Origin of the sequence: Allobosea sp. LjRoot237, from assembly GCF_964253285.1 — a bacterium.
GTDB lineage: Bacteria > Pseudomonadota > Alphaproteobacteria > Rhizobiales > Beijerinckiaceae > Allobosea.
The window spans coordinates 3,757,077-3,780,196 of sequence record NZ_CAXUQP020000001.1 but is presented as its reverse complement, the minus strand read 5'-3'; the positions used below and the strand labels follow the sequence as shown (position 1 = coordinate 3,780,196).

Here is a 23,120-nt window from a genome sequence, read left to right as displayed (position 1 = left end):
GACCGCAGCCTCATCCGGCTGGAGATGCTCGGGTCAAGCCCGAGCATGACGTGCTTCCTCATTCCGCCGCCAGCCGGGTCGCGCGCCATTGCGCCAGCAGTGCCCGGAGCGCGCCGGGCTTCAGTGGCTTGTTCAGCACGTGGATATCGAGCGCCCCCGCTTCCTCGCGCACCTCCGGTGAGCGGTCAGCCGTCAGGAGTATCGCCGGCAGCCCGCCGACCTGCTGCCGTAGCGCCGAGATCACAGCGATGCCGTTCTCGCCATGATCGAGATGGTAGTCGGCGATCAGTACATCCGGAGCGCCGCTGGTGGCGACGAGCGCGGAGGCTTCCTCCAGCCCGCGCGCGGTCTCGACCTTGCAGCCCCAGCCGCCGAGCAAGAGCCGCATGCCGTCGAGGATGGTAGGCTCGTTGTCGATGGCGAGGAGCTTGAGGCCAGCGAGCTGGCTGCTCGAAGGGGTGTTGCGTGCTGCTGCATTCGTCGCCATCGCCGGCAGCGGCGCGGCGCGCGGTACCAGGATCGAGAACCGCGTGCCGCGTCCCGATGTCGAGGCGAGTGCGAGCTTGTGGTCGAGGGTGCGCGCGATCCGCTCGACGATCGAGAGTCCGAGGCCGAGGCCGCGCGCGACCTTCGCGCCCTGGTCGAGGCGCTGGAACTCGCGGAACACGGTCTTCTGCTTGCTCGCGGGGATGCCGAGCCCGGTATCGAGCACCTCGATCGCGACCTGCCCGCCACGTTGGCGGCAGCCGACCAGCACCTTGCCGCTCGGGGTATACTTGATCGCGTTCGAAACCAGGTTCTGCAGCAGGCGACGCAGCAAGCGCCGATCCGAGCGGACGGTCACCGAAGTCGCAGAAAAGATGAGCTTCAGCCCTTTTTCCTGGGCGCTCGGCTCGAATTCGCGCTGCAGCTGGCGCATCAGTTCGTCGACGCGGAAGGCGCTGATCTCGGGCTTGAGCGCGCCACCGTCAAGCCGCGAGATCTCGAGCAGCGCGGTCAGGATTTCCTCGACCGCGTCGAGCGAGGCGTCGATGTTCTCGGCGAGGTCGGGCTGTGTGCCGGCACGGTCGCGTTCGACCAAAGCAGAGGCGTAAAGCCGGGCGGCGTTCAGGGGCTGCAAGATGTCGTGGCTCGCCGCCGCGAGGAAACGCGTCTTCGAGGCGTTTGCCTCATCCGCTTCGGCCTTGGCGCGCTGCAACTCGGTATTGACGTGCCTGATCTCCTCGGTGCGCTCGGCGACGCGCTTTTCTAGCGTCTCGTTGGTCCGCGCCAATTCCTCTTCGGCCACGACCGAGTCGGTGATGTCGGTATAGGTGGTGACGATGCCGCCATCGGGCAGCGGGTTCGAGCGGATCTCGATCACGTTCTTGGACGGGTAGAGCTTGAGCCGGACCGGCTCGCGGTCGTTGACGAAGCTCTCCAGCCGCGCCGCCATGAGCTCGTCCTGCGGCCCTACGCCATAAGCGCCCCGCTCGGCATTATAGCGCACGATTTCGTCGAGCCCGGTTCCGAAGCGCACCAGCGAGGGCGGCAGGTCGTAGAGCTGGATGAAGGCCTTGTTCCAGGCGAGGAGCCTGAGGTCGCGGTCGAGCACCGTGATGCCCTGGCCGGCATGGTCGAGGCCGTTCTGAAGGATGTCTCGATTGTACTGGAGGGCGGCCGAAGCGTCGTCGAGTAGCTTGAAGGCGGCTTCGGTCGAGAGATTGCGCCGCTTCAGCAGCAGCGACAGCACGAGGCGCGAGGAGGCGGCGCCGATCGCGGAGGAGAGCAGGTGCTCGCCGAAGCGCAGCGTGTGGATATCGGCCTCGCGGGTTCCATTTAGCACTTCGCCGCGCGAATGCGCGAAGCCCTCGAAGGCGCGCTGCGTCCGCTCCTGGCCGAGATAGCGGCCGATGGTCGACTGCAGCTCCGCCTCGGTGACGCTGGAGCGCCAGAGCGAGAAGGACTGCGCCATGGTCGCCCGGTCCGACTCGACGAAGGCGTTGGCCTGGAGGCGCTCCATCGCGCTCGCCGGGCGAATGAACGAGAAGCCGACATAGCAGGCGAGGTTGATGCCGAGGCTCCAGAGCACGCCATGCGGCAGCGGCGGCAATGACAGGCCGAACAGCCCCTCCGGCCGCAGCAGGGCGATGCCGAGCGGCCCGTGCTCGACGATTCCCGCCCAATAGCCGCCGGGCAGCGCCAGACTCGGAATCAGCAGGGTGTAGAGCCAGGTCAGCAGGCCAGCGGACAGTCCGGCGGCAGCGCCGAGCGCCGTGCCGCGCCGCCAGACCAGCCCGCCGAAGAAGGCTGGTGCGATCTGCGCGGTCGCGGCGAAGGAGAGTAGGCCGATCGAGACCAGTGCCGCCTCGCCCGCGGCCCGATAATAGGCATAGCCGAGCAGGATGACGACGACGATGGCAAGGCGCCTGATATGCACCACCTGCGAGCCGAGGTCGCCGCCGGTCGGACCGCTGCGGCCCTTGCGCTCGATCATCGCGGCCGCGCGCTCGGGGTCGACGCTGACGCCGCGCCCGCGCAACAGCAGCGGCGTGACGAGATGGTTCGAGATCATGATCGCGAGCGCGACCGAGGCGACGATGACCATCGCAGTGCCCGCCGAAAGCCCGCCGATGAAGACGAAGAGGGCGATGAGGCCCGCCTGCTTCTCCAGCGGCAACAGCAGCACGGTCATGTCGCGGTCGACGCCCGAGCCCGGCAGCAGAACCTCGCCGGCCGCCGCCAGCGGCAGCACGAACAGGTTGATCAGCACGAGATAGAGCGGGAACATCCAGGCGGCGCGGCGCACGTCCCGGACGTCACGGTTCTCGACGATCGCCATGTGGAACTGCCGTGCCAGCAGCAGCGCGGCGCACGAGGACAGCGCCGTCAGGGTGAGGAACATCGGCCAGCTCGAAGTCCGGTCCCAGATCGGCGGTTTGTCCGCAGCCGCAGCCGCCCGTGCCGCCTGGGCGAAGAGGTCGCCAGCCCCATCGAACAGGCCGTAGACGACGAAGACGCCGAGAGCCAGGAACGCGACGAGCTTGACCAGTGACTCGGCGGCGATCGCCAGGACCAGGCCGTCCTGGTGTTCGGTCGCGTCGATATGGCGGGTGCCGAAGGCGCAGGCGAAGCCGGCCAGGACCAGGGCGACCAAGAAGGCGAGGTCGCTCAGCACCGGCATGTCGGTCATCGGTGGTGGCCCGCCGGCGGCGGCGAAGAACACCGAGAGCGAGTTCGCTACCGCCTTCAACTGCAGGGCGATATAGGGCAGGGCGCCGACCACCGCGACGATGCAGACTAGCGCCGCGACGCGCTCGCTCTTGCCGTAGCGCGCGCCGACGAAATCGGCGATCGAGGTGATGTTCTGTGATTTGGCGATGCTGACGATGCGCGCGACGAAGCGGTGCCCCAGCCCGATCACCAGGGCCGGGCCGACATAGATGCCGAGGAAGTCGAAGCCCGCCCGGTTGGCGAAGCCGACCGAGCCGTAGAAGGTCCAGGAGGTGCAGTAGACCCCGAGCGCCAGCGCATAGATGGTCGTGCGCGCCCGCCCGGTCATCAGGCGACGCCCGGTGGTGTCCGCGAGATGGGCGATCGCGAACAGAACGCAGAGATAGCCGAGCGCGCTCAGGACGACGGACCAGGCCGGTAGCATCGCGCCTCCTTGCAACGGCGATCGCCGGCAAACCTATCGCCGCCGCGCCGTTGCCGCCATCGGTCTTTAGAACCCACGCAGATGGCGCCGATCGGAGCCCTGCCTCGCAGCCGGTCCGTCATTCAGGCGGGATCCGAGCCGAAAATGTCAGCCAGTGTAGCAAAAGGGCAGGGGAACGGCGCCAGAAATCGATTCCCTTGGCGATTGTGGATGTTCTAGCCTGCACGCGGGGGCGGCATTGCGCAGCGCGGTGCCGAAGACTGGCCAAGCATTCGGAAAGGCGCGCTATGCTCAAGGAGTTCAAGGAATTTGCCCTGAAGGGCAATGTCGTCGATCTCGCCATCGGCGTGATCATCGGCGCGGCCTTCGGCAAGATTGTCGAATCTCTGGTCGGCGACATCATCATGCCGCTGATCGGCGCGATCGGCAGCGTCGATTTCTCCAACTATTTCTTCGGCCTCAACAGCGCTGTCACCGCGCCGGTCCTGGTCGATGCCAAGAAGCAGGGCGCCGTGCTCGCCTATGGCAACTTTCTCACCATCGCGGTCAACTTCCTGATCATCGCCTTCGTGCTCTTCCTCGTCGTCAAGGGGATCAATACGCTGAGGCGCCGGGAAGCGGCCAAGCCGACCGAGCCGGTGGCCCCGCCGCAGGACATTGCCCTGCTCAGCGAAATCCGCGACCTGCTGAAGCAGAAGGCCTGAGGGCTTTCGCGGGGTGCTCTGACCCCTCTCGAGCGCTCCGCGATCCATCACTGCGACCGATCGGGTCGATCTCGTCAATTCATGCCGCCGCGGCGCGATCTGCGTTAGATTGGCTTGCATGTTTCTTGCGACGGATCGCCCGAAGGATCGCTTATGAACATGCACGCACCGGCCGGCACCAGCCTGATCGCCGATTTGCGCCCCGAGGCGCGCAATGCGCCCGAGAGCGGCATCGTCGAGGTCGTCAACCATGGCCGGCTCAAGCCCGGGCTGATCCCGCTCTGGGTCGGCGAGGGCGATCTTGCGACGCCCGAGTTCATCGTCCGCGCCGCCAACAAGTCGCTGGCCGATGGCGAGACCTTCTACACCTGGCAGCGCGGCATTCCGGACCTGCGCGAGGCGCTGGCGCGCTACCACACCGCGCTCTATGGCCGCCCCTTCGCCATGGACCGCTTCTACGTCACCGGCTCCGGCATGCAGTCGGTCCAGATCGCGGTGCGGCTGATCGCGGGCGTCGGCGACGAGTTGATCATCCCGACCCCGGCCTGGCCGAATTTCGCCGCCGCCATGGGCGTTGCCGGCGCCAATCCGGTCTGCGTGCCGATGGAGTTCAAGGATGGGCGCTTCACGCTCGACCTCGAGAAGCTGGAGGCGGCGATCTCGCCGCGCACCCGCGCCTTCGTCATCAACTCGCCGGCCAACCCGACCGGCTGGACCGCGACGCAGGGCGAGCTCGCGGCGATCCTCGCCATCGCCCGCAAATACGGCATCTGGATCATCGCCGACGAGATCTATGCCCGTTTCGTCTATGACGGCTCAGCCCGTGCCGCCTCCTTCCACGACGTGATGGAACAGGAGGACCGCGTCCTCTTCGTCCAGACCTTCTCGAAGAACTGGGCGATGACCGGTTGGCGCGTCGGCTGGATCGAGGTGCCGCCGGCCTTCGGCCAGATCGTCGAGAACCTGATCCAGTATTCGACCTCCGGCTCGCCGGTCTTCGTCCAGCGCGCGGCGATCGCCGCGCTGGAGGAGGGCGAGCCCTTCGTCGCCGAGCAGATCGCGCGCGCCACCGAAGGCCGGCGCATCATCGCCGAGGGGCTGAAGGCGACCAACCGCGTGACGCTGCAGGCGCCGGACGGTGCCTTCTACCAGTTCTTCGCCGTCGACGGCCGCACCGATTCGCGCGCGCTGGCGCTCGAGCTGGTCGACACGGCCAATGTCGGCCTGGCGCCTGGAACCGCCTTCGGCCCGGGTGGCGAGATGGGCCTCCGGCTCTGCTTCGCCCGCAAGGCTTCGGATCTCGTCGAGACGGTGGCGCGGCTCCAGAAGGCCTTGGCCGGCTGACATCGCCTGCGGTCATGCCCCGCTTGCGCTCCGGGCGTTTGACCTGAGGGTTGGCGGCCGTCATTGATGCGGCGCTGCGCCCTGACGGCGCATCGCGAGCATCATGCCTGTCCCGAGCTACGTCCCCTACCATCTGCGCACCTTGTCGCGTGAAGCGGCGGTGATCGCTTGCGCGGCGGTCGGCGGCACCATCTTCGCCCTGCTCGACGTTCCGGCAGCCTGGCTCTCGGGCTCGATGCTGCTGGTTTCCATTCTCGGTATCACCCGGCCGCTGCCCGATCTGCGCCGCCCCTGGTTCGATTCGACCATGGTGATGTCCGGTGCGCTGATCGGCTCGGCCGCGACGCCAGAAGCGCTCGCCGCGACGGCGCGCTATCCCGGCTCGCTGCTCGTGCTGGTCGTCGGCCTCGTCGCGATCATGCTGGCGACGGGCGCCTATCTGCGTTTCGTGGCACGCTGGAGCTGGATCGACTCGCTGCTGGCGGCTGCGCCGGGCGCGCTCTCGGCAGTGATCTCGGTGGCGCAGGACAAGGGTGCCAATATCGGCCGCATCGCCGCGATCCAGCTTTTCCGCATCCTCGTCCTGGTCGCGGTCCTGCCCAGCATCATGAAGTTGAGCAGCAGCGGCCCGCTCACCTTGCCGCCTCCGATCGCGGTCGCGAGCGTCGGCGACATGGCGCTGCTGCTCGGCAGCGGGTTGGTCACCGGGCTCATCTTCGAGAGGATCGGCGTCACGGCCCCCTTCATTCTCGGCGCGACCCTGGCGAGCGCCGTGCTGCACGGCACCGGCCTCGTCCACGGCACCATGCCGCCGGAGATCGCGATCGCGGTGATGGTCATGCTCGGCGCCGCCATGGGCGGGCGCGTCTCGAACCTGAAGCGCAACGAGATCGCGGCGCTGTTCCCGCTCGCGATCGGCGGCTTCGTCGTCTCGATGGTCGTCGCCTTCGCCTTCGCCTGGCCGGCGGCCTGGCTCGCCGGCGTGCCCTATGCCAGCGCAATGGCCGCGTTCGCACCAGGCGGGCTCGAGGCCATGGCGATGCTCGCCTTCGCCATGGGGCTCGACCCGCTCTATGTCGGCGCGCACCATCTGGTGCGCTTCATGCTGCTCGGGCTCGCCATGCCCTTTCTCGTCGGGCGGCTGAAGTCCGAAAAGCCGCCGGCGTCGCAGTAACGGCTCCCGGGGCCTGCCATGGCCGGCCCCGGGGGCAAGGATCAGTCCAGGCCGATCGTGGTCAGGTCCTGGAACCAGTGCTGGGCCAGCACGAACTTTTTGATCTTCGGCGAGAGCACATGCGGGTTGGTGTCGTGCACCACCCAGACCAGCACGGCGTCGTCGACGATCTGGGCATGGGCCCTGGCGAGGAGTTCGTCCTGCCGGGCGACGTCGAAGGTCTTCATCGCCTCGTCGAGCAGGCCGTCGACCACCGGGCTGGTATAGAAGCCCCAGTTCACGCCGACCGGAGCGGCCTGGTTCGAGTGGAAGAACCGGATGATCGCATAGAGCGGATCCGAGGTGACATAGGCGATGTTGTTGGAGCTGATGCCGGCGTTGATCTCGTCCTTCGCGCCCTTGCGCCAGTGGGTGTAGAGCAGCTCGAGCTCGACCACCTTGAAGTCGATCTCGATACCGACCTCTTTCAGGTTCTGCTGGATGAACTCGTTCATCGGCAGCGACAGCATCTGGCCGGTGCCGCCCTGGGCGATCACGAAGGTCGCCTTCAGCGGTTTGGCGGGCGAGTAGCCGGCCTCCGCCAGCAGCTTCTTCGCAGCTTCCGGATCGTACCTGATTTCGAAGCCGGGCTTGCCGAACCACGGGCTCGCCGGATCGACTTGGCCGACGGCAGGCTTGGCGAGGCCGTTCATCAGCTCGACCACGCCCTTGCGGTCGATCGCCAGGTTCATCGCCTTGCGCAGGCGAACATCGGTCCAGGGCGAGCCGGGAAGCACGCTGAGATGATAGTTCCAGACATGCGGCGTGACGTTCTCGACGATCTTCATGCCGGCCTTCTTGAGCTGCGGCACGGTATCGGGAGCCGGCGTCTCGATCAGGTCGACCTGGCCGGCGATCAGCGCATTGGTCCGCGCCAGCACCTCCGGCATCGGCACCAGCACCAGCTTGTCGACCTTGGCGAGGCGGTTCCGATTCCAGTAATCCGCGTTCTTGCTGAGTTCGGCGAGCTCGCGCGGCACCAGCCGGGTCAGCTTGAACGGGCCGGTGCCGGAGGGCTCGCGGGCGAACTTCTCCCAGTCGCGGCCGAGCTTCTCGTATTGCGCCGGGCTCGACACCAGGAACCAGAGCATCTGGTAGGGGAAGAAGGAGTCGACCGCTTTGGTCGTGATCTCGACCGTCCTGCCATCGACCTTGCGCCAGCTCGCAACCGAGGGCAGGCGGGGCTTGACCTGCGCCGCCTGGCGCCGGTCGTAATGCGCCGCCTTCTCGTCGAGCACCTTGTCCAGATTCCAGACCACAGCGTCGGCGTCGAAGGCGCTGCCATCATGGAACTTCACGCCCTCGCGCAGCGTGAACAGCCACTTCTTCGGATCGGCAGGATCGACCCTCCAGCCCGTGGAGAGTCCCGGAACCAGCTTGCCGGGCCGGTCGCCGATATCCATCTCCCAGGCGACCAGCGGGTCGTAGAGCGTATAGCCCGTGAATTTATAGGCGCCCGCGCCGCGATCGGGCTGGCCAGAGGTCAGCGGTATGTCCGCCATCGAGATGCCGTAGCGGACGATCGACTCGGCCAGCGCGGGGCTGGCTACGGAAAGAGCGACGAGGGCAGAGGCTGCCAAACATTTGAACATTGCGCACACCGGTGAGAGGGATGGTGTGCGGACCGCGGCAAGAGATGTGCCATACGGAACTATCTCCGTGCCGCCATCGCGGGCTTGTCGTAGAGCCGGTGCGGGAGGTCAGGCTACGCCGTTGGTGTGCGTCATCAACGCATAGAGCGAGGTCGTGCCGCAGATGAACAGCCGGTTCCGCTTCGGCCCGCCGAAGCACAGGTTGGCGACCACCTCGGGCACCAGCACCTTGCCGATCAGCGTGCCGTCTGGATCGTAGACATGGACGCCATCGGCGGCGCTGCTCCAGAGTCGGCCGGCGACGTCGAAGCGGAAGCCGTCGAACAGCCCGCTGGTGCAGGTGGCGAAGACCGAGGAGGCGCCGAGTGTCTTGCCGTCACCGGTCACCGCAACCTTGCGGATATGGCGCGGCCCGTTCTGCGGATCATGGCTCGCGCCGGTGTCGGCGATGTAGAGCGCGCTCTCGTCGGGCGAGAAGGCGAGCCCGTTCGGCTTGACGAAATCGTCGGCGGCAATGGTCACCTCACCGCTCTGCGGATCGATGCGGTAGACATTGCAGCGCCCGATCTCGCTTTCGGCCTTGTCACCCTCATAATCGGTCAGGATGCCGTAGTCGGGATCGGTGAACCAGATCGAGCCCTCCGACTTCACCACCACATCGTTCGGCGAGTTCAGCCGCTTGCCCTGGTAATGGCTCGCCAGCACGGTGACGGAGCCGTCATGCTCGGTACGCGTCACCTGGCGCCCGCCATGCTCGCAGGTGACGAGCCGACCTTGCCGGTCGATCGTATTGCCGTTCGAGTTGCGGGCCGGTTGGCGGAAGACGCCGACCTGGCCGGTGAGTGCGTCGAAGCGCAGCATCCGGTCGTTGGGGATGTCGGACCAGACCAGCGTCTGGTGCGCCGGGAACCAGGCCGGCCCTTCCGACCAGCGCGCCCCGGTCCACAGCCGCTCCATCCGGGCCGAGCCGGGCACGATCCGATGGAAGCGCGGGTCGAGTACCTCGACGCGAAAACCCTCGATGAAGCCGAATGTCATGCCTGTCCTCCGTGGTTGGGAGGGAGGATCGGAAATAACGAGCGCTTTCACAACTCGTGTCTGTGTGGACCTACAATGCGAGAGGCGCGGGGAGCCCTCTCCTGTAAGGAGAGGGCAGGGTGAGGTGTAGGCCGCTTGACGAGTTTCGCGAGCACTCACCGCGCGCTCAGGTTCAGGCCAACGTTTCCAGTCCGAACACCTCACCCCTACCCCTCTCCTTACAGGAGAGGGGTTCCCGCGGTTCCGCGTTACAGCACCAACCCATCGTCCCAATACGGCGTCGCCCCATACAACTCCGCCAGATAGTCGACGAAGGCGCGCACCTTTTGTTCCATGTGGCGTCGGCTGGGATAGACCGCATACACCGCGACGCGCTTGCCGACCGAATAGTCCGGCAGCACCCTGACGAGCGCCCCCGATTTCAGCTCCGGCCCGACATCCCAGGTCGAGCGCAACGCGACGCCGACGCCGGCCAGCAGCGCCTCGCGGACCACCTCGCTCGAATTGGTCCGCAGCGGCCCGTTGATCCTAACCGAGACCTGGCCTTCCGGCCCGTCGAGGCGCCATTGGTCGGCATTGTGGGCGACGAGTGTATGGCGCGACAGGTCCTCTATGGTTTCGGGAGTGCCGTTGGCAGCGAGGTAACCGGGCGTCGCGCAGAGCACACGATGGTTCGGCGCCAGCCGCTTCGCTACCAGGCTCGAATCGCGCAGATCGGCGATCCGCACCGCGAGATCGAAGCCCTCCGCGATGATGTCGACGAAGGCGTCGCTCAGGATCAGCTCGACATTCACCGCCGGATTGGCGTCGAGGAAGGGTTTCAGATGCGGCGCGACATGCATCCGCCCGAACGAGGTCGGCGCCGAGACGCGCAAGGTGCCGCGGGCCTGGCCGGCGCCGCTGGCGACCCAGGCCTCGGCTTCCTCGATCGAGCCGAGGATCGAGACGACCCGCTCGTAGAAGCCCTGGCCGGCCTCGGTCAGCGAAAGCTGGCGCGTGGTGCGCTGGAGCAGGCGCACGCCGAGCCGGTCTTCCAGGCGGCGGATGCGCTTGGAGATCACGGCCGGCGAGAGGCTGAGCTCGCGTGCGGCGGCGGACATGCTCCTGGCCGTGACGACATGGGCGAAGACGTCGAGGTCGCCAAACCGATCCATGCGCCCACCATCTTTTCCGTTTTGGAAATAATCATGCACGTTACTCGCGCTGCGCCGCATGTGGAAGTATTCTAGAGTCGCATCAGACTCGTTCGGTGCGTGTGCGCAGCGACGGCGCCTGGTGGCTCCGAAGGCGAGGAAGGCGAGTGGAGGATTTGCTATGAGTGCGATCGCCTTTCCGGTTCCCGATGCCGGCATCCTCGCCCGCCGCGACGCCATCATCGCCGGTCTCGCCGGGCTGGTCGCGCCCGATGCGCTGATCACTTCGGAGGACGAGCGCCGGCCCTATGAGACCGATGCGCTGACCGCCTATCGCCGCATGCCGCTCGCCGTGGTGCTGCCCTCGACCACGCAGGAGGTCGCCGCCGTGCTGCGCTATTGCGGCGAGCAGGGCGTGCCGGTCGTGCCGCGCGGCGCCGGCACTTCGCTCGCCGGTGGCGCGATCCCGCAGGAGGACGCGGTGGTGATCGGCGTCTCCAAGATGAACCGCATCCTCGAGATCGACTATGCCAACCGGGTGGCGAAGGTGCAGGCCGGCGTCACCAATCTCGCGGTGACCGGCGCCGTCTCGGCCGATGGCTTCTTCTACGCGCCCGACCCGTCCTCGCAACTCGCCTGCTCGATCGGCGGCAATATCGGCATGAACTCCGGTGGCGCGCATTGCCTGAAATACGGCGTTACCACCAACAATGTGCTGGGCGTCACCCTGGTGATGCTCGACGGCAGCATCGTCGAGATCGGCGGCGGCCATCTCGATGCGCCCGGATACGATCTGCTCGGCCTGATCGTCGGCTCGGAAGGGCAGCTCGGCATTGTCACCGAGGCGACGGTGCGCATCCTGCGTCAGGCTGAAGGCGCGCGCCCCGTCCTGTTCGGCTTCCCGACCAGCGTCGAGGCCGGCGCCGCCGTCGCCGCCATCATTGGCGCCGGCATCATCCCGGTGGCGATGGAGTTCATGGACAAGCCGGCGATCGAGATCTGCGAGGCTTTTGCCCATGCCGGCTACCCGATGGATTGCGGCGCGCTGCTGATCATCGAGGTCGAGGGCTCGGAGGCCGAGATGGACGCCCAGCTCGCCCGCATCGTCGCGATCGCCAGGGAGCACGGCGTCGGCACGGTCAAGGAGAGCAAATCGGCGATGGAGACGGCGGCGATCTGGAAGGGTCGCAAATCCGCCTTCGGTGCGACTGGCCGCATCGCCGACTATATCTGCATGGACGGCACGATCCCGACCGGGCAATTGCCCTTCGTGCTCGAGCGCATGGACGAGATCATCAAGGGCTATGGCCTGCGTGTCGCCAATGTCTTCCACGCCGGCGACGGCAATCTCCACCCGCTGATTCTCTACAACTGCAACGATCCGGTCGAGGCGCAGAAGGCCGAGGACGCCGGCAACGACATCCTCAAGCTCTGCGTCGAGGTCGGCGGCTGCCTGACCGGCGAGCACGGCGTCGGCATCGAGAAGCGCGACCTGATGACCGTGCAGTTCAACGAAGCTGACCTGCACCAGCAGCAGCGGGTGCGGGCGGTGTTCGATCCGCGCTGGCTGCTCAACCCGGCCAAGGTATTTCCGCTCGAAGGCCGGGTCGCGGCGTGAGCTTTGTCATTCCGGGGCTCGCGTAGCGAGAACCCGGAACCCACGACCGGGTGAGCGGGATGGCGTATTTCGTCTATCTCATGGCGAGCAAAAGAAGCGGTACGCTCTACCTGGGCGTCACCAACGATCTGGCGAGGCGTGCCCATGAGCACAGATCGAAACGGAACATCGGATTCACGAGCCGCTACGGAGTAGACAGGCTGGTCTGGTACGAACAGTTCGAGGATGTCAGGGATGCGATCGACCGGGAGAAGGTCCTGAAGAAATGGCGCAGAGCCTGGAAGATCAAGCTCATCGAAGACATGAATCCGGAATGGAAGGATTTCTATGAAGGGCTGTCCTGACCGGCGATGCCAAGTCGTGGGTTCCGGGTTCTTCGCGATGCGAAGCCCCGGAATGACAGCGGTAGGTGCCTGATGCTCCATACCCCCACCACAGAGGCGCAGGCCTGCGCCGTCGTCGCCTCGATCGTCGAGGCGCGCGTTCCGCTCGCCATTCGCGGCGGCGGCACGCGCACCGGCCTCGGCCGGCCGGACAATGCGGTCAGCACCATCTCCAGTTCCGGTCTCAACGGCATCACCCTTTACGAGCCGGCCGAGATGGTGATCGGTGCCAAAGCCGGCACGCCGCTGAAGCTGATCGAGGAGACGCTGGCCGCGCGCGGACAGATGCTGCCCTTCGAGCCGATGGACCATCGTGCTCTGCTCGGCACGGAGGGCGAGCCGACGATCGGGGCCATCGCGGCGGGCAACATCTCCGGCCCGCGCCGGATCAATGCTGGCGCCGCCCGCGACTCGCTGATCGGCATCAAGCTGATCAATGGTCGCGGCGAGCTGGTGAAGTCGGGTGGTCGGGTGATGAAGAATGTCACGGGGCTGGACCTGGTCAAGCTCGTCGCCGGCAGCTTCGGCACGCTCGGCTTCCTGACTGAGGTGACCTTCCGCGTCCTGCCCCGGCCGGAACGCGTCGCCACGCTGATCTGGGAGGGTCTCTCGGACGAGGCGGCGGTGGCGCTGCTCTCGGGTGCGCTCGGCTCGCCCTTCGAGCCCATGGCCGCGGCGCACCTGCCCGCTGGGATCGGCGCCGAGGAGCCTCGCACCTTGCTCAGGCTGGAGAATTTCTCGGCCTCGATCAGCTATCGTGCCGCCGAGCTCGCCCGCCTGCTGAAGGCCCATGGCCGGCCCGAACTGGTCGAGGGCCGCGCGTCGGAGGCGCTCTGGCGCGAGGTGCGGGACGCTTCCTTTTTCGCCGGCACGCAGGAGGCTGTCTGGCGGCTCTCGCTCGCGCCGACCAATGGGCCGAGAGCGACCGCTGCGATCGCGCGCACTGTGCCGAGCGCCCGCTGGTTCTACGATTGGGGCGGCGGTCTCATCTGGCTCGCCGTGCCGGCTGATGGTGACGCGGGCGCCGCCGCGATTCGCGCTGCGCTCAAGCCGCTCGGCGGCCATGCCACTTTGGTGCGGGCGCCTGATGCGGTGCGGGCGGTGGTTCCTGTGTTCGAGCCGCTCTCCGAGCCGCTGATGCGGGTGACGGCGGGCATCAAGAAGAGCTTTGACCCGGAGGGTGTGTTCGAGCCCGGCCGGATGTATGCGGGGATCTGATGGCGCTCGCTGAACCGCTTTCCTCCGAGATGCCCGCGGCGCACGCGAACTGGGCGCCCGGCCGTCTCGGCCCCGTCGCCATCGCCGTGCTGGCGGCATTGCTGACGGCCGGCGCAGCGGCGATCCTGCTCTGGATGGGCCGCGAGCCGATCTGCAAATGCGGCACCATCAAGCTCTGGCAGGGCACGGTGATGTCCTCCGAGAACTCCCAGCACATCGCCGACTGGTACACCTTCTCGCACATCATCCACGGCTTCCTGTTCTATGGCCTGTTCTGGCTGATCCGCCGCGCCACCGGCCTGCCGATCTCCGTCGGCCTCGCGCTGCTGCTCGCCATCATGCTGGAGAGCGCCTGGGAGATCACCGAGAACACCGATGCGGTGATCAATCACTACCGCACGGCCACGATCTCGCTCGATTATTACGGCGATAGCGTCCTGAACTCGGTCAGCGACGTCCTCGCCATGGCGCTGGGCTTCCTGTTCGCCCGGTTCGCGCCGGCCTGGATCACGGTAACGGGCGCGCTGGCGATGGAGCTGTTCGTCGGCTGGCTGATCCGCGACAACCTCACCCTCAACGTCATCATGCTGCTCTGGCCAATGGACTGGATCAAAACCTGGCAGGGTGGAGCCTGAGCGATGCAGACCAATTTCACGCCCGAACTCCTCGCTTCCGACCCGCGCCTGCCGGTCTCCGAGAAGATCCTGCGCACTTGCGTGCATTGCGGCTTCTGCACCGCGACCTGCCCGACCTATCTCCTGCTCGGCGACGAGCTCGATTCCCCGCGCGGGCGCATCTACCAGATCAAGGACATGCTGGAGAGCGGCCGGCCGGCGAGCCCCGACGTGGTCAAGCATGTCGACCGCTGCCTTTCCTGCCTCTCCTGCATGACGACCTGCCCCTCGGGCGTGCACTACATGCACCTGGTCGACCATGCCCGCGCCTATATCGAGGAAACCTATGAGCGGCCCGTCGCCGATTGGACGCTGCGGCGCATCCTCTCGGCGATCCTGCCCTATCCCGGTCGCTTCCGCCTCGCCATGCTGGCGGCGCGCCTCGGCAAGCCGCTGGCCGGGGCGCTCGGCCTGCTGCCCGTCATCGGCGCCTGGCTGAAGGCGATGCTGGCGCTGGCGCCCTGGAGCCTGCCCAACCGCTCGGCGATGGAGGGCCCTGCCTCCTTCCCGGCCGAGGGCGAGCGGCAGAGGCGCGTCGCCATGCTCTCGGGCTGCGCCCAGCCGGTGCTCGACCCCGGCATCAACGAGGCGACGATCCGCCTGCTCACCCGCCACGGCGTCGAGGTGGTGCTGCCCAAGGGCGAGGGCTGCTGCGGCGCGCTCGTCCACCATATGGGCCGCGAGCATGACGCGCTCGCCTTCGCCCGCGTCAATATCGACGCCTGGATGGCCGAGGTCGAAGGCGAGGGGCTCGACGCCATCCTGATCACGGCGTCGGGCTGCGGCACCACGATCAAGGATTACGGCTTCATGTTCCGCGACGACGAGGCCTACGCCGCGAAGGCGGCGAAGATCTCTGCCCTCGCCAAGGACGTGACCGAGTTCGTCGAGACGCTGGAGATCGCACCGGTCAGGAGCTTCGACCTCACCGTCGCCTATCACTCCGCCTGCTCGATGCAGCACGGCCAGCAGCTCAAGGACGGGCCGAAGCGGCTGCTGACGCGCGCCGGCTTCCGCGTGAGGGAGGTGCCGGAGGGCCACATCTGCTGCGGCTCGGCCGGCGTCTACAACATCCTCCAGCCGGAGATCGCCGGGCAGTTGCGCGAGCGCAAGGTCGGCAACATCCAGCGCACGAAGCCGGATCTCGTCGCCACCGGCAATATTGGCTGCATCACCCAGATCGCGAAGGGCTTCGCCGACCGCGGCGCGACCACGCCGATCCTGCACACCGCCGAACTGCTCGACTGGGCGACCGGCGGGCCGTTGCCGGCGCGGCTGGCGAAGGCGGGGATCGGGGAGGCGATTCCGATTGGAGTCGTTGCGGCGGAGTGAGGTTCACGTCATTCCGGGGCGCTGCGGAGCAGCGAGCCCGGAACCCATGAACACGGCCTCAATTTCGATGCGCGACGGCTGCGTAGACAGCTGGGCACCGTCGTGGTCATGGGTTCCGGTCCCTTCGCTGCGCGAAGTCCCGGAATGACGCCAGCGTCAGTTCCCGTAAACCATCTGCCGGAGCTTCTGCTGCGCCGCGGTCATCGCCGACTGCTTGGTGTTCATCGCGGTGATCGCCGCCTGCACCCTGTTGCGCAGCGCCGTGTTGCGTATGTCGACCTGCGAGCCGCTCACCCGGATCGCCGCCTTGTTGGCCTCGATCAGCTCGGCCAACGCCAGGATCGCGGCGAAAGTCTCGTCCGTGACCGGGAAGACCTCGCGGACGGTCGCGGCGGGCTCCGTCACCAGCTTCTGGTAGGCGCTGGCATAGACCTTGGCGAGGTCCTCCGGCTGCTTCAGCGCGGCGCGCTCGCTGTCGGCGGCTGCGAGCGCGGCATCGAGCGCCTGGCGCATCTGGCTGAAGCCGGCGCGGACGGCGGCGATCTCGCTCTTGCGCGCGACGATGTCCTCGATCGAGCGCGGCGCTGCCTTGGCGGTCGCCTCCTGCATCGGCTTTCCGACCGTCGTGTTCATGCGCTCATGGAAGTGCTGGATCACGGCATAATGGCCGGCATAATCGCCGAAGGATTTCTGCCTCTCGGCGTCGGGGCGCGGCAGGCGCACGCCCGGGCGCGCCAGGATGTCCGTTTGAAGGAAGCTGATGAAAGCCTTGCGCTGATCCGGCTCGCTCGGCCCGCAGGCGGCGAGCAGCAGCGTCGCGAGCAGGCATGCCAGCAGGCTACGTAGTCCAACCCGCATCATCCATTCCTTGCGCCGCGGCGGGACATTAGTGCGCGATTATGGCCGCGGCTAGCCGGGGAGTTCCCTTCTCCCCTTGCGGATTCCGCTGTGAAAGGTCGGTCGCAAGGGCCTCCTTTCCCCGTTGTGGGGAAGGGCTGGGGATGGGGGTGGTGCCGCTTGGTGATCGTCGGCAGAAGACGGGGCCTGGCAGCAACGACAGCGCCATCAGACCCTGCCGCTCGCGCCGGCTTTACAACCCCCACCCCTGCCCCTCCCCACAAGGGGGAGGGGTTCCCCGCGCCTTGTCTGGTTTCGCAGAGAAATCTTTGCGGGAGAAGGGAAGCTTGCCCCTGGCGGCTTCGCGGGCTAACCCGCTCGCTCATCAATAAGCATTTGCTGACCGAGTTCCTCTGCCATGTCCGCCGACAAATCCGCCCCTGCCAAGCTGAAGGCCCGCCAGCCGCGCGGTTTCGTCGATCGCGGCCCGGCCGATGTCGCCGCCACCGAGCGCATGCTCGGCGTGATCCGCGAGAGCTTCTCGCTCTACGGCTTCGATCCGGTCGAGACGCCCTTCGTCGAGTACACCGACGCGCTCGGCAAGTTCCTGCCGGACCAGGACCGGCCGAATGAGGGCGTCTTCTCCTTCCAGGACGATGACGAGCAATGGCTCTCGCTGCGCTACGACCTGACCGCGCCGCTCGCCCGCTATGTCGCCGAGAATTTCGACGCGCTGCCGAAGCCTTATCGCAGCTATCGCGCCGGCTATGTCTTCCGCAACGAGAAGCCGGGACCGGGCCGCTTCCGCCAGTTCATGCAGTTTGACGCCGACATCGTCGGCTCCGCTTCTGTCGCCGCCGATGCCGAGATCTGCATGCTCGCCGCCGACACGATGGAGAAGCTCGGCATCAAGCGCGGCGACTATGTCGTCAAGGTCAACAACCGCAAGGTGCTCGACGGGGTGATGGAGGCGATCGGCCTCGGCGGCGAGGAGAACGCCGGCCGCCGGCTGACGGTGCTGCGGGCGATCGACAAGTTCGATAAATTCGGTGTGGAAGGCGTCGCGCTGTTACTCGGTGATGGCCGCAAGGACGAGAGCGGCGATTTCACGAAAGGCGCTGGTTTAGACCAGCAAAGCATCGAAAGAATTTTGAAGCTTTGCGCTTACCCTGATGCTCTTGGCGGCGCTTTGGGGCTCTCTAACGCGAATACTCTTGAGGCCATAGCGCAGTCGGTCGCGGGGAATGAGCTCGGCGAAGCCGGAGTTCAGGAGCTGACAGAGCTTGTTCGCTCTGTGCAGACCGCAGGCTATGACATGGATCGCATCCGCATCGACCCTTCCGTCGTCCGCGGCCTCGAATACTATACCGGCCCGGTCTACGAGGTGGAGCTGACCTTCCCGGTCACCAATGAGGACGGCCAGGTCGTGCGTTTCGGTTCGGTGGCCGGCGGCGGCCGCTATGATGGCCTCGTCGGCCGCTTCCGGCCCGAGCCGGTACCGGCGGCCGGTTTCTCGATCGGCGTCTCCCGGCTCTATTCGGCGCTGAAGGCGGTGAAATCGCCGATCGTCGACCAGAAGAACGAACGGCCGCTCGTCGTCGTCACGACCATGGACCGAGATGCTCAGTTCATGCCGGACTATCAGAAGTTCGTTTCGGAGCTCCGGCAGGCCAAGGATGGCGAGAGCAGGCCGCTCTGCCGAGCCGACCTCTATCTCGGCTCGTCCGGCTTCAACGCCCAGATGAAATATGCCGACCGGCGTGGCGCGGTTTGCGCCGTGATCCAGGGCTCGTCGGAGCGTGAGGCCGGAACGGTCGTCATCAAGGACCTGATCCTCGGCGCCGAGCTCGCCGCCGCGGGCCGCGACGTGAAGGACTCAGCCGAGCACAAGGAGCGGCAGGCGCAGGCGCAGTTCTCCGTGCCGGTGGGCGAGCTGGTCGAGGGCGTGAAGCGGGTGCTGGGGCGGCATCGCTAGCGCCCTTCTCCCCCTGCGGGAGAAGGTGCCGGCAGGCGGATGAGGGGTCGCTCGACGCTTCGAAGTACTATGCCGAGACTTCTTTCGCGACGTCGCGCGACCCCTCATCCGTCTCGGCTTCGCCGAGCCACCTTCTCCCGCAAGGGGAGAAGGGAAGGGGCGCTCCGGATTCCCGCTAACCCAATTCCCTAAAAACCATCGAAAATCGGGCGCACCCCTGCTAGGACGGCGCCGCAACAGGGTGTCCAAGTGCCGGCCATGCGCTCAAAGCTCGAGACCGTGATCGCGCCGTTCGAGCGCGAAGGCTACCGGCGCGCCGAGCCGGCGATCCTGCAGCCGGTCGAGCCTTTCCTCGATCTTTCCGGCGAGGATATCCGCCGCCGCATCTTCCTGACCCAAGACGATGACGGGCGCGAATGGTGCCTGCGTCCCGAATACACCATCCCCGTCGCGCTGGCGCACATCGCCGCCCATGCCACCGAGCCGGCCTCCTATGCCTATGCCGGCCCGGTCTTCCGCATGCGCGTCGGCGAGCCCAACGAGTTCGCGCAGGCGGGCCTCGAATCCTTCGGCCGGGCCGATTTCGCTGCCGCCGATGCCGAGATCATGGCGCTGACTGTCGAAGCTGCCGCTTCGCTCGGCCTGAGCCGGCCGCGACTGCTGATGGGCGATGTCGCGCTGCTGACGGCGCTGCTCGATCGGCTTGGCGTACCGCAGGCGGCCCGCCGCCGGCTGATGCGCGCAGTCGCACAGGGCAGGGGCGCCGATGCCGTCACCGCGCTCGAACCGCCGGCGGGCGAGGTCGAGCATGCCCATGCCGGCCTGCTCAAGGCGCTCGAAGGCCAGGATCCCAAGGCGGCGCGTGCCTTCGTCGAGGACGTGCTCTCGATCGCCGGCATCTCGACCGTCGGTGGCCGCTCGGCCGGCGATATCGCCGAGCGCTTCCTGGCGCGGGCGGCCGAGCGCGACAATCCGGTCAATGCCGAAGCGAGCGGCCTGATCGCGCATGCGCTGGCGATCGGCGGCGATCCGGACGGCGCTTCCGCCGCCTGGCGCAAGCTCGCCGGTGAGGCCGGGCTCGATCTGTCGGCCGCGCTCGACGCCTTCGACGAGCGCACCGGCTTCCTCGCCGCGCGCGGCGTCGATGTCGCCAACATTTCCTTCTCGGCCGGCTTCGCCCGCAATCTCGACTACTACACCGGCTTCATCTTCGAATTGCACGACCCGGCCCGGCCGGATCTGAAGCCGATCGCGGGCGGCGGCCGCTATGACGGCGTGCTCCAGCGCCTCGGGGCGCCGGCAGCGGTGCCGGCGGTGGGCGCCTCGCTCTGGCTCGATCGTCTCGCGGGAGGCAAGGCATGAGCGGGACAGTGACAAACGAAGTGCCGCTGGTCCTCGCCGTACCCTCCAAGGGGCGGCTGCAGGAGAACGCCACCGCCTTCTTCGGCCGCGCCGGCCTCTCCTTCGTGCAGGCACGCGGGCAGCGTGAGTATCGCGGGCAGATCGCCGGGCTCGGCGGCGCCGAGGTCGCCTATCTCTCGGCCTCCGAGATCGTCGCGCAGTTGTCCTCCGGCGCCGCACATCTCGGCATCACCGGCGAGGATCTGGTGCGCGAGCAGGTCGCCGATGCCGATGCCAGCATGGTGATGCTGGCGCCGCTCGGCTTCGGCCAGGCCAATGTCGTCGTCGCCGTACCGCAGGCCTGGATCGATGTCCGCACCATGGCCGATCTCGACGATGTCGCTGCAAGCATGCGCGCCCGCAGCGGCCGCAAGCTGCGTGTCGCGACCAAATATGTGAACCTGACCCGCCGCTTCTTCGCCAACCACGGCCTCGCCGACTACCGGATCGTCGAGAGTCTCGGTGCGACCGAGGGCGCTCCTGCAGCCGGCACCGCCGAGATCGTCGTCGACATCACCACCACCGGCGCGACGCTCTCTGCGAACGCCCTCAAGGTGCTCGACGACGGCGTGATCCTGGCATCCGAGGCCAATCTCGTCGCCTCGGTGCGCGCGCCCTGGAGCAAGCAGGCGCGGGATGCCGCCACAGCCATCCTCTCGCGCATCGCGGCCGAGGAGGAGGCGCGCTCGCTGCGCGAGGTCCGCGCCGTGCTCAACGCCGTTTCACCGCAGCGGCTCGGCGAGATCGCGCATCGGCTTGGCGCACGTCTACCCTTTGGCGCGGCCGGCAGCGACGGCGTCGTCACGCTGCACTGCCCGCGCAAGGCGGTGTTCCCGCTGGTCGAGGAATTGAGCAAGGCCGGTGCCGACGACATCACCGTGCGGACGCTCGATTATGTCTTCCGCCGTTCCAATCCGCTGATCGAACGATTGCTGGCCCGCATCTGACGCGCCGGATTCCCGACGCAATGTCCGGGTAATTCACCCGGGCGAGGCGATTTCAGTGCAAGTCGTACCAAAAGCGGTGCGATCGAGACTTGCGCTCGCCACCGCGATCGGTGCAGTGGAAAGCGTCGGGTTCTCCTACGAGCTGTCGCTTTTTCCAATCGGGGTCTGGACCAGTTGAATACGCAGTCGCGCCTCGGCCTGATGGCCGCCTTCGTTCTCTCCCTGTCGCCTGTCCTGGTGAGCGATGCGCTCGCCCAGGGGCGCCAGCGGCCGTCGCAGATTCCGCAGCAGGGGCAGGACGCTCCGCCGCCGCGGCAGCAGGAGAAGAACTTCCCGCTCGACGCCTCCTGGACGCTGAGCCAGATGAACGGCAAACCGAATACCGGCTATCGCGCGACGCTGAAGGTCGATTCCAATCTGCGCGGCACCGGCTTTGCTGGCTGCAACACCTTCTCGGCCTCGGCCTATCCGCTGCGCCAGCAGGCCATCGCTGTCGGCCCGATCGCGGTGACCAAGATGGCCTGCGACAAGGGCGCTTCAGATTTCGAGCGCGGCTATCTCATGGCGTTGCGCACCGCCCAGAAATGGGACCTGGTCGAAGGCCGCCTCGTCATCAAGACGGGCACCGGCGAACTCCGCTTCGACCGCGGGATCTGACGGGCGCCACCTCCCTTCTCTCCCCCTTGCGGCAGAAGGTGGCGCATAGCGCCGGATGAGAGGTCGCACGACTTTCCGTCATGCTCGCCCTTGTGGCGAGCATTCCACGTCTTGAACACCGCCTTCGATTGCGGAAGACGTGGATGGTCGGGACAAGCACGACCATGACGAAAGGGCGTCGCGCGACCCCTCACCCCTACCCCTCTCCTTCCAGGCAGGGCTATCGCATTTGGGCGAGGAGGGAGGATAGATAGTGATCGCTCCAGCCTGCGCGCTTGATTTTGGCGCGTATGGAGAGTTTTCGGGGATCGTGCTGGAGCAGGTTGAGGGCGAGACGGCGTAGCAGGGCGAGATTTTCGGCGCAGTGGTCGGATCTGGTGTGGATGCGATCTTCTCCGAATGCGACGTCGAGCAGCCAGTGCTGTTGGTTTTCGATCGTCCAATGCGCCCTGATCACCCGTAAGGCTTCGTGTGGCGGCAGGAGGCGGGAGAAGATGGCATAGCGTGTATCGGTCTGCTCTCGGCCGTTGCTGCGGCGCAGGCTGTCGATCCTGGCAACCGCGCAGAGCGCCTCGAAGCCATAAAGCTGGGCCCAGTCGGGCGGTGTCTTGGCCACCCAGGCCCGGCGTTCTTCATAACGGCCATGGGCGGTTTCGCTGGTGCTGGCGGCCTGGGCGGGGTCAGGGTCGGCCAGAAGGGTTTGGATGGCTTGATGGAGCGGCCCCCGATTGCCCTTGATGACCAGGGCATAATCGCCCCCGCGCGCCCGAATGGCAGAGGCCGTTTTGCGGCTGGCATGCAACGCATCGGCGGTCACGATGCAACCCGTCAGATCCAGCAAGGCGATGATCGTCCGTGCCGCGGTGACCTCACTGCGATTGGGCGCGCGACATTGGCTCAGGATCAGCCGATGATCGGCGGCCCAGGCGGTCACAAGATGCAGGGGCATGGTGCAGCGGGCCGTGTCGAGCGCCCCGCGCAAGGACTTGCCGTCGATCGCGATGATCGGGCCCGCCAGGCCCTGACGCTCCAGGGTCGCGGCAAAGGCGCTGGTGAAGCGGCGAAACGCGGCCTCGAAGGCCGAGGGATCAAGCAGCCGGAAGACGCGGCTGAACGTGTCGTGGCTCGGCGTTCCGTGCCCCATCTCGACAAATTCGCCCAACATCTCCCGTTTCGCTTCGCCAAATTCGGCGATATCGACGCAGGTCTCGGCACCGCACAGCACCGCCGCAAACGCGATCAGCAAGATGTCTGGCAAGGCGTGGCTGACATTCGCCCGACGCGGGTCCGGTACAATCTCGAACAGCGCTTGGAAACCTCGCATGCGCGCCTCCCAGACAATCAGGAGACCCTACAGAATCCAACGCTGCTCTCTTGGCCAGACCTTTTCAGCCAAATGCGATTCCCCTGCCCGCAA

18 protein-coding genes are annotated in these 23,120 nt (G+C 66.9%); 12 read left to right on the top strand and 6 right to left on the bottom strand.

Annotation, left to right across the window (positions count from 1 at the left end; translation table 11 throughout):
* Positions 1-58 precede the first annotated feature (58 nt).
* Positions 59-3,637 carry a PAS domain-containing hybrid sensor histidine kinase/response regulator gene (locus ACSQ24_RS18330; protein WP_436096058.1) on the bottom strand — a complete coding sequence of 1,193 codons (3,579 nt, stop codon included), beginning with the start codon at positions 3,635-3,637 and terminating at the stop codon, positions 59-61.
* Positions 3,638-3,924: 287 nt separating this feature from the next.
* Between ACSQ24_RS18330 and mscL the strand changes: the two genes are divergently transcribed.
* The 3 genes from mscL (at position 3,925) to ACSQ24_RS18315 (ending at position 6,859) form a co-directional block, all read left to right on the top strand.
* Positions 3,925-4,341 (top strand): large conductance mechanosensitive channel protein MscL, encoded by a 417-nt coding sequence (gene mscL / locus ACSQ24_RS18325; RefSeq protein WP_436096057.1) that lies wholly within the window; start codon positions 3,925-3,927, stop codon positions 4,339-4,341.
* A gap of 153 nt (positions 4,342-4,494) precedes the next feature.
* Positions 4,495-5,685: a pyridoxal phosphate-dependent aminotransferase gene (locus ACSQ24_RS18320; protein ID WP_436096056.1), complete on the top strand. Its 1,191-nt coding sequence runs from the start codon at positions 4,495-4,497 to the stop codon at positions 5,683-5,685.
* 103 nt (positions 5,686-5,788) lie between these two features.
* Positions 5,789-6,859, top strand: coding sequence for an AbrB family transcriptional regulator (locus tag ACSQ24_RS18315; protein WP_436096055.1), 1,071 nt, complete (start codon positions 5,789-5,791; stop codon positions 6,857-6,859).
* A 41-nt stretch (positions 6,860-6,900) separates the two neighbouring features.
* On the opposite strand, the gene ACSQ24_RS18310 is transcribed toward ACSQ24_RS18315, so the two are convergent.
* The 3 genes from ACSQ24_RS18310 to ACSQ24_RS18300 form a co-directional block, all read right to left on the bottom strand.
* Positions 6,901-8,490, bottom strand: coding sequence for an ABC transporter substrate-binding protein (locus ACSQ24_RS18310; protein ID WP_436096054.1), 1,590 nt, complete (start codon positions 8,488-8,490; stop codon positions 6,901-6,903).
* 108 nt (positions 8,491-8,598) lie between these two features.
* Positions 8,599-9,528 carry an SMP-30/gluconolactonase/LRE family protein gene (locus tag ACSQ24_RS18305; RefSeq protein ID WP_436096053.1) on the bottom strand — a complete coding sequence of 310 codons (930 nt, stop codon included), beginning with the start codon at positions 9,526-9,528 and terminating at the stop codon, positions 8,599-8,601.
* Between the two features lie 248 nt (positions 9,529-9,776).
* Entirely contained in the window at positions 9,777-10,682 is a 906-nt protein-coding gene (locus tag ACSQ24_RS18300; RefSeq protein ID WP_436096052.1) for a LysR family transcriptional regulator, read from the bottom strand.
* Positions 10,683-10,842: 160 nt separating this feature from the next.
* Between ACSQ24_RS18300 and ACSQ24_RS18295 the strand changes: the two genes are divergently transcribed.
* The 5 genes from ACSQ24_RS18295 (at position 10,843) to glcF (ending at position 15,886) form a co-directional block, all read left to right on the top strand.
* Positions 10,843-12,279, top strand: coding sequence for an FAD-binding oxidoreductase (locus ACSQ24_RS18295; RefSeq protein WP_436096051.1), 1,437 nt, complete (start codon positions 10,843-10,845; stop codon positions 12,277-12,279).
* Between the two features lie 59 nt (positions 12,280-12,338).
* Positions 12,339-12,623, top strand: coding sequence for a GIY-YIG nuclease family protein (locus ACSQ24_RS18290; RefSeq protein WP_436096050.1), 285 nt, complete (start codon positions 12,339-12,341; stop codon positions 12,621-12,623).
* Positions 12,624-12,692: 69 nt separating this feature from the next.
* Complete coding sequence (locus tag ACSQ24_RS18285) at positions 12,693-13,880, top strand: FAD-binding protein (RefSeq protein WP_436097923.1); 1,188 nt, start codon at positions 12,693-12,695, stop codon at positions 13,878-13,880.
* Positions 13,880-14,515 (top strand): DUF2585 domain-containing protein, encoded by a 636-nt coding sequence (locus ACSQ24_RS18280; RefSeq protein ID WP_436096049.1) that lies wholly within the window; start codon positions 13,880-13,882, stop codon positions 14,513-14,515. The genes ACSQ24_RS18285 and ACSQ24_RS18280 overlap by 1 nt, the downstream gene beginning before the upstream one ends.
* A gap of 3 nt (positions 14,516-14,518) precedes the next feature.
* A complete protein-coding gene (glcF, locus tag ACSQ24_RS18275; RefSeq protein WP_436096048.1) occupies positions 14,519-15,886 on the top strand; it encodes a glycolate oxidase subunit GlcF in 1,368 nt (455 codons plus the stop codon).
* A 156-nt stretch (positions 15,887-16,042) separates the two neighbouring features.
* On the opposite strand, the gene ACSQ24_RS18270 is transcribed toward glcF, so the two are convergent.
* Entirely contained in the window at positions 16,043-16,744 is a 702-nt protein-coding gene (locus ACSQ24_RS18270) for a DUF3053 family protein (protein ID WP_436096047.1), read from the bottom strand.
* Between the two features lie 397 nt (positions 16,745-17,141).
* Between ACSQ24_RS18270 and hisS the strand changes: the two genes are divergently transcribed.
* The 4 genes from hisS to ACSQ24_RS18250 all read left to right on the top strand — a co-directional run bounded on the left by hisS (position 17,142) and on the right by ACSQ24_RS18250 (position 21,703).
* On the top strand, positions 17,142-18,698 hold the full coding sequence (gene hisS / locus ACSQ24_RS18265) for a histidine--tRNA ligase (RefSeq protein WP_436096046.1): 1,557 nt from the start codon (positions 17,142-17,144) through the stop codon (positions 18,696-18,698).
* Positions 18,699-18,956: 258 nt separating this feature from the next.
* Complete coding sequence (locus tag ACSQ24_RS18260; protein WP_436096045.1) at positions 18,957-20,060, top strand: ATP phosphoribosyltransferase regulatory subunit; 1,104 nt, start codon at positions 18,957-18,959, stop codon at positions 20,058-20,060.
* Complete coding sequence (gene hisG, locus ACSQ24_RS18255; RefSeq protein WP_436096044.1) at positions 20,057-21,046, top strand: ATP phosphoribosyltransferase; 990 nt, start codon at positions 20,057-20,059, stop codon at positions 21,044-21,046. Before ACSQ24_RS18260 ends, hisG begins: the two co-directional genes overlap by 4 nt.
* Positions 21,047-21,220: 174 nt before the next feature.
* Positions 21,221-21,703 (top strand): META domain-containing protein, encoded by a 483-nt coding sequence (locus ACSQ24_RS18250; protein WP_436096043.1) that lies wholly within the window; start codon positions 21,221-21,223, stop codon positions 21,701-21,703.
* Between the two features lie 220 nt (positions 21,704-21,923).
* Here the strand turns inward: ACSQ24_RS18250 and ACSQ24_RS18245 are convergent, their stop codons facing one another.
* Positions 21,924-23,027 (bottom strand): ISAs1 family transposase, encoded by a 1,104-nt coding sequence (locus tag ACSQ24_RS18245; RefSeq protein ID WP_436096042.1) that lies wholly within the window; start codon positions 23,025-23,027, stop codon positions 21,924-21,926.
* Between the last annotated feature and the right edge of the window lie 93 nt (positions 23,028-23,120).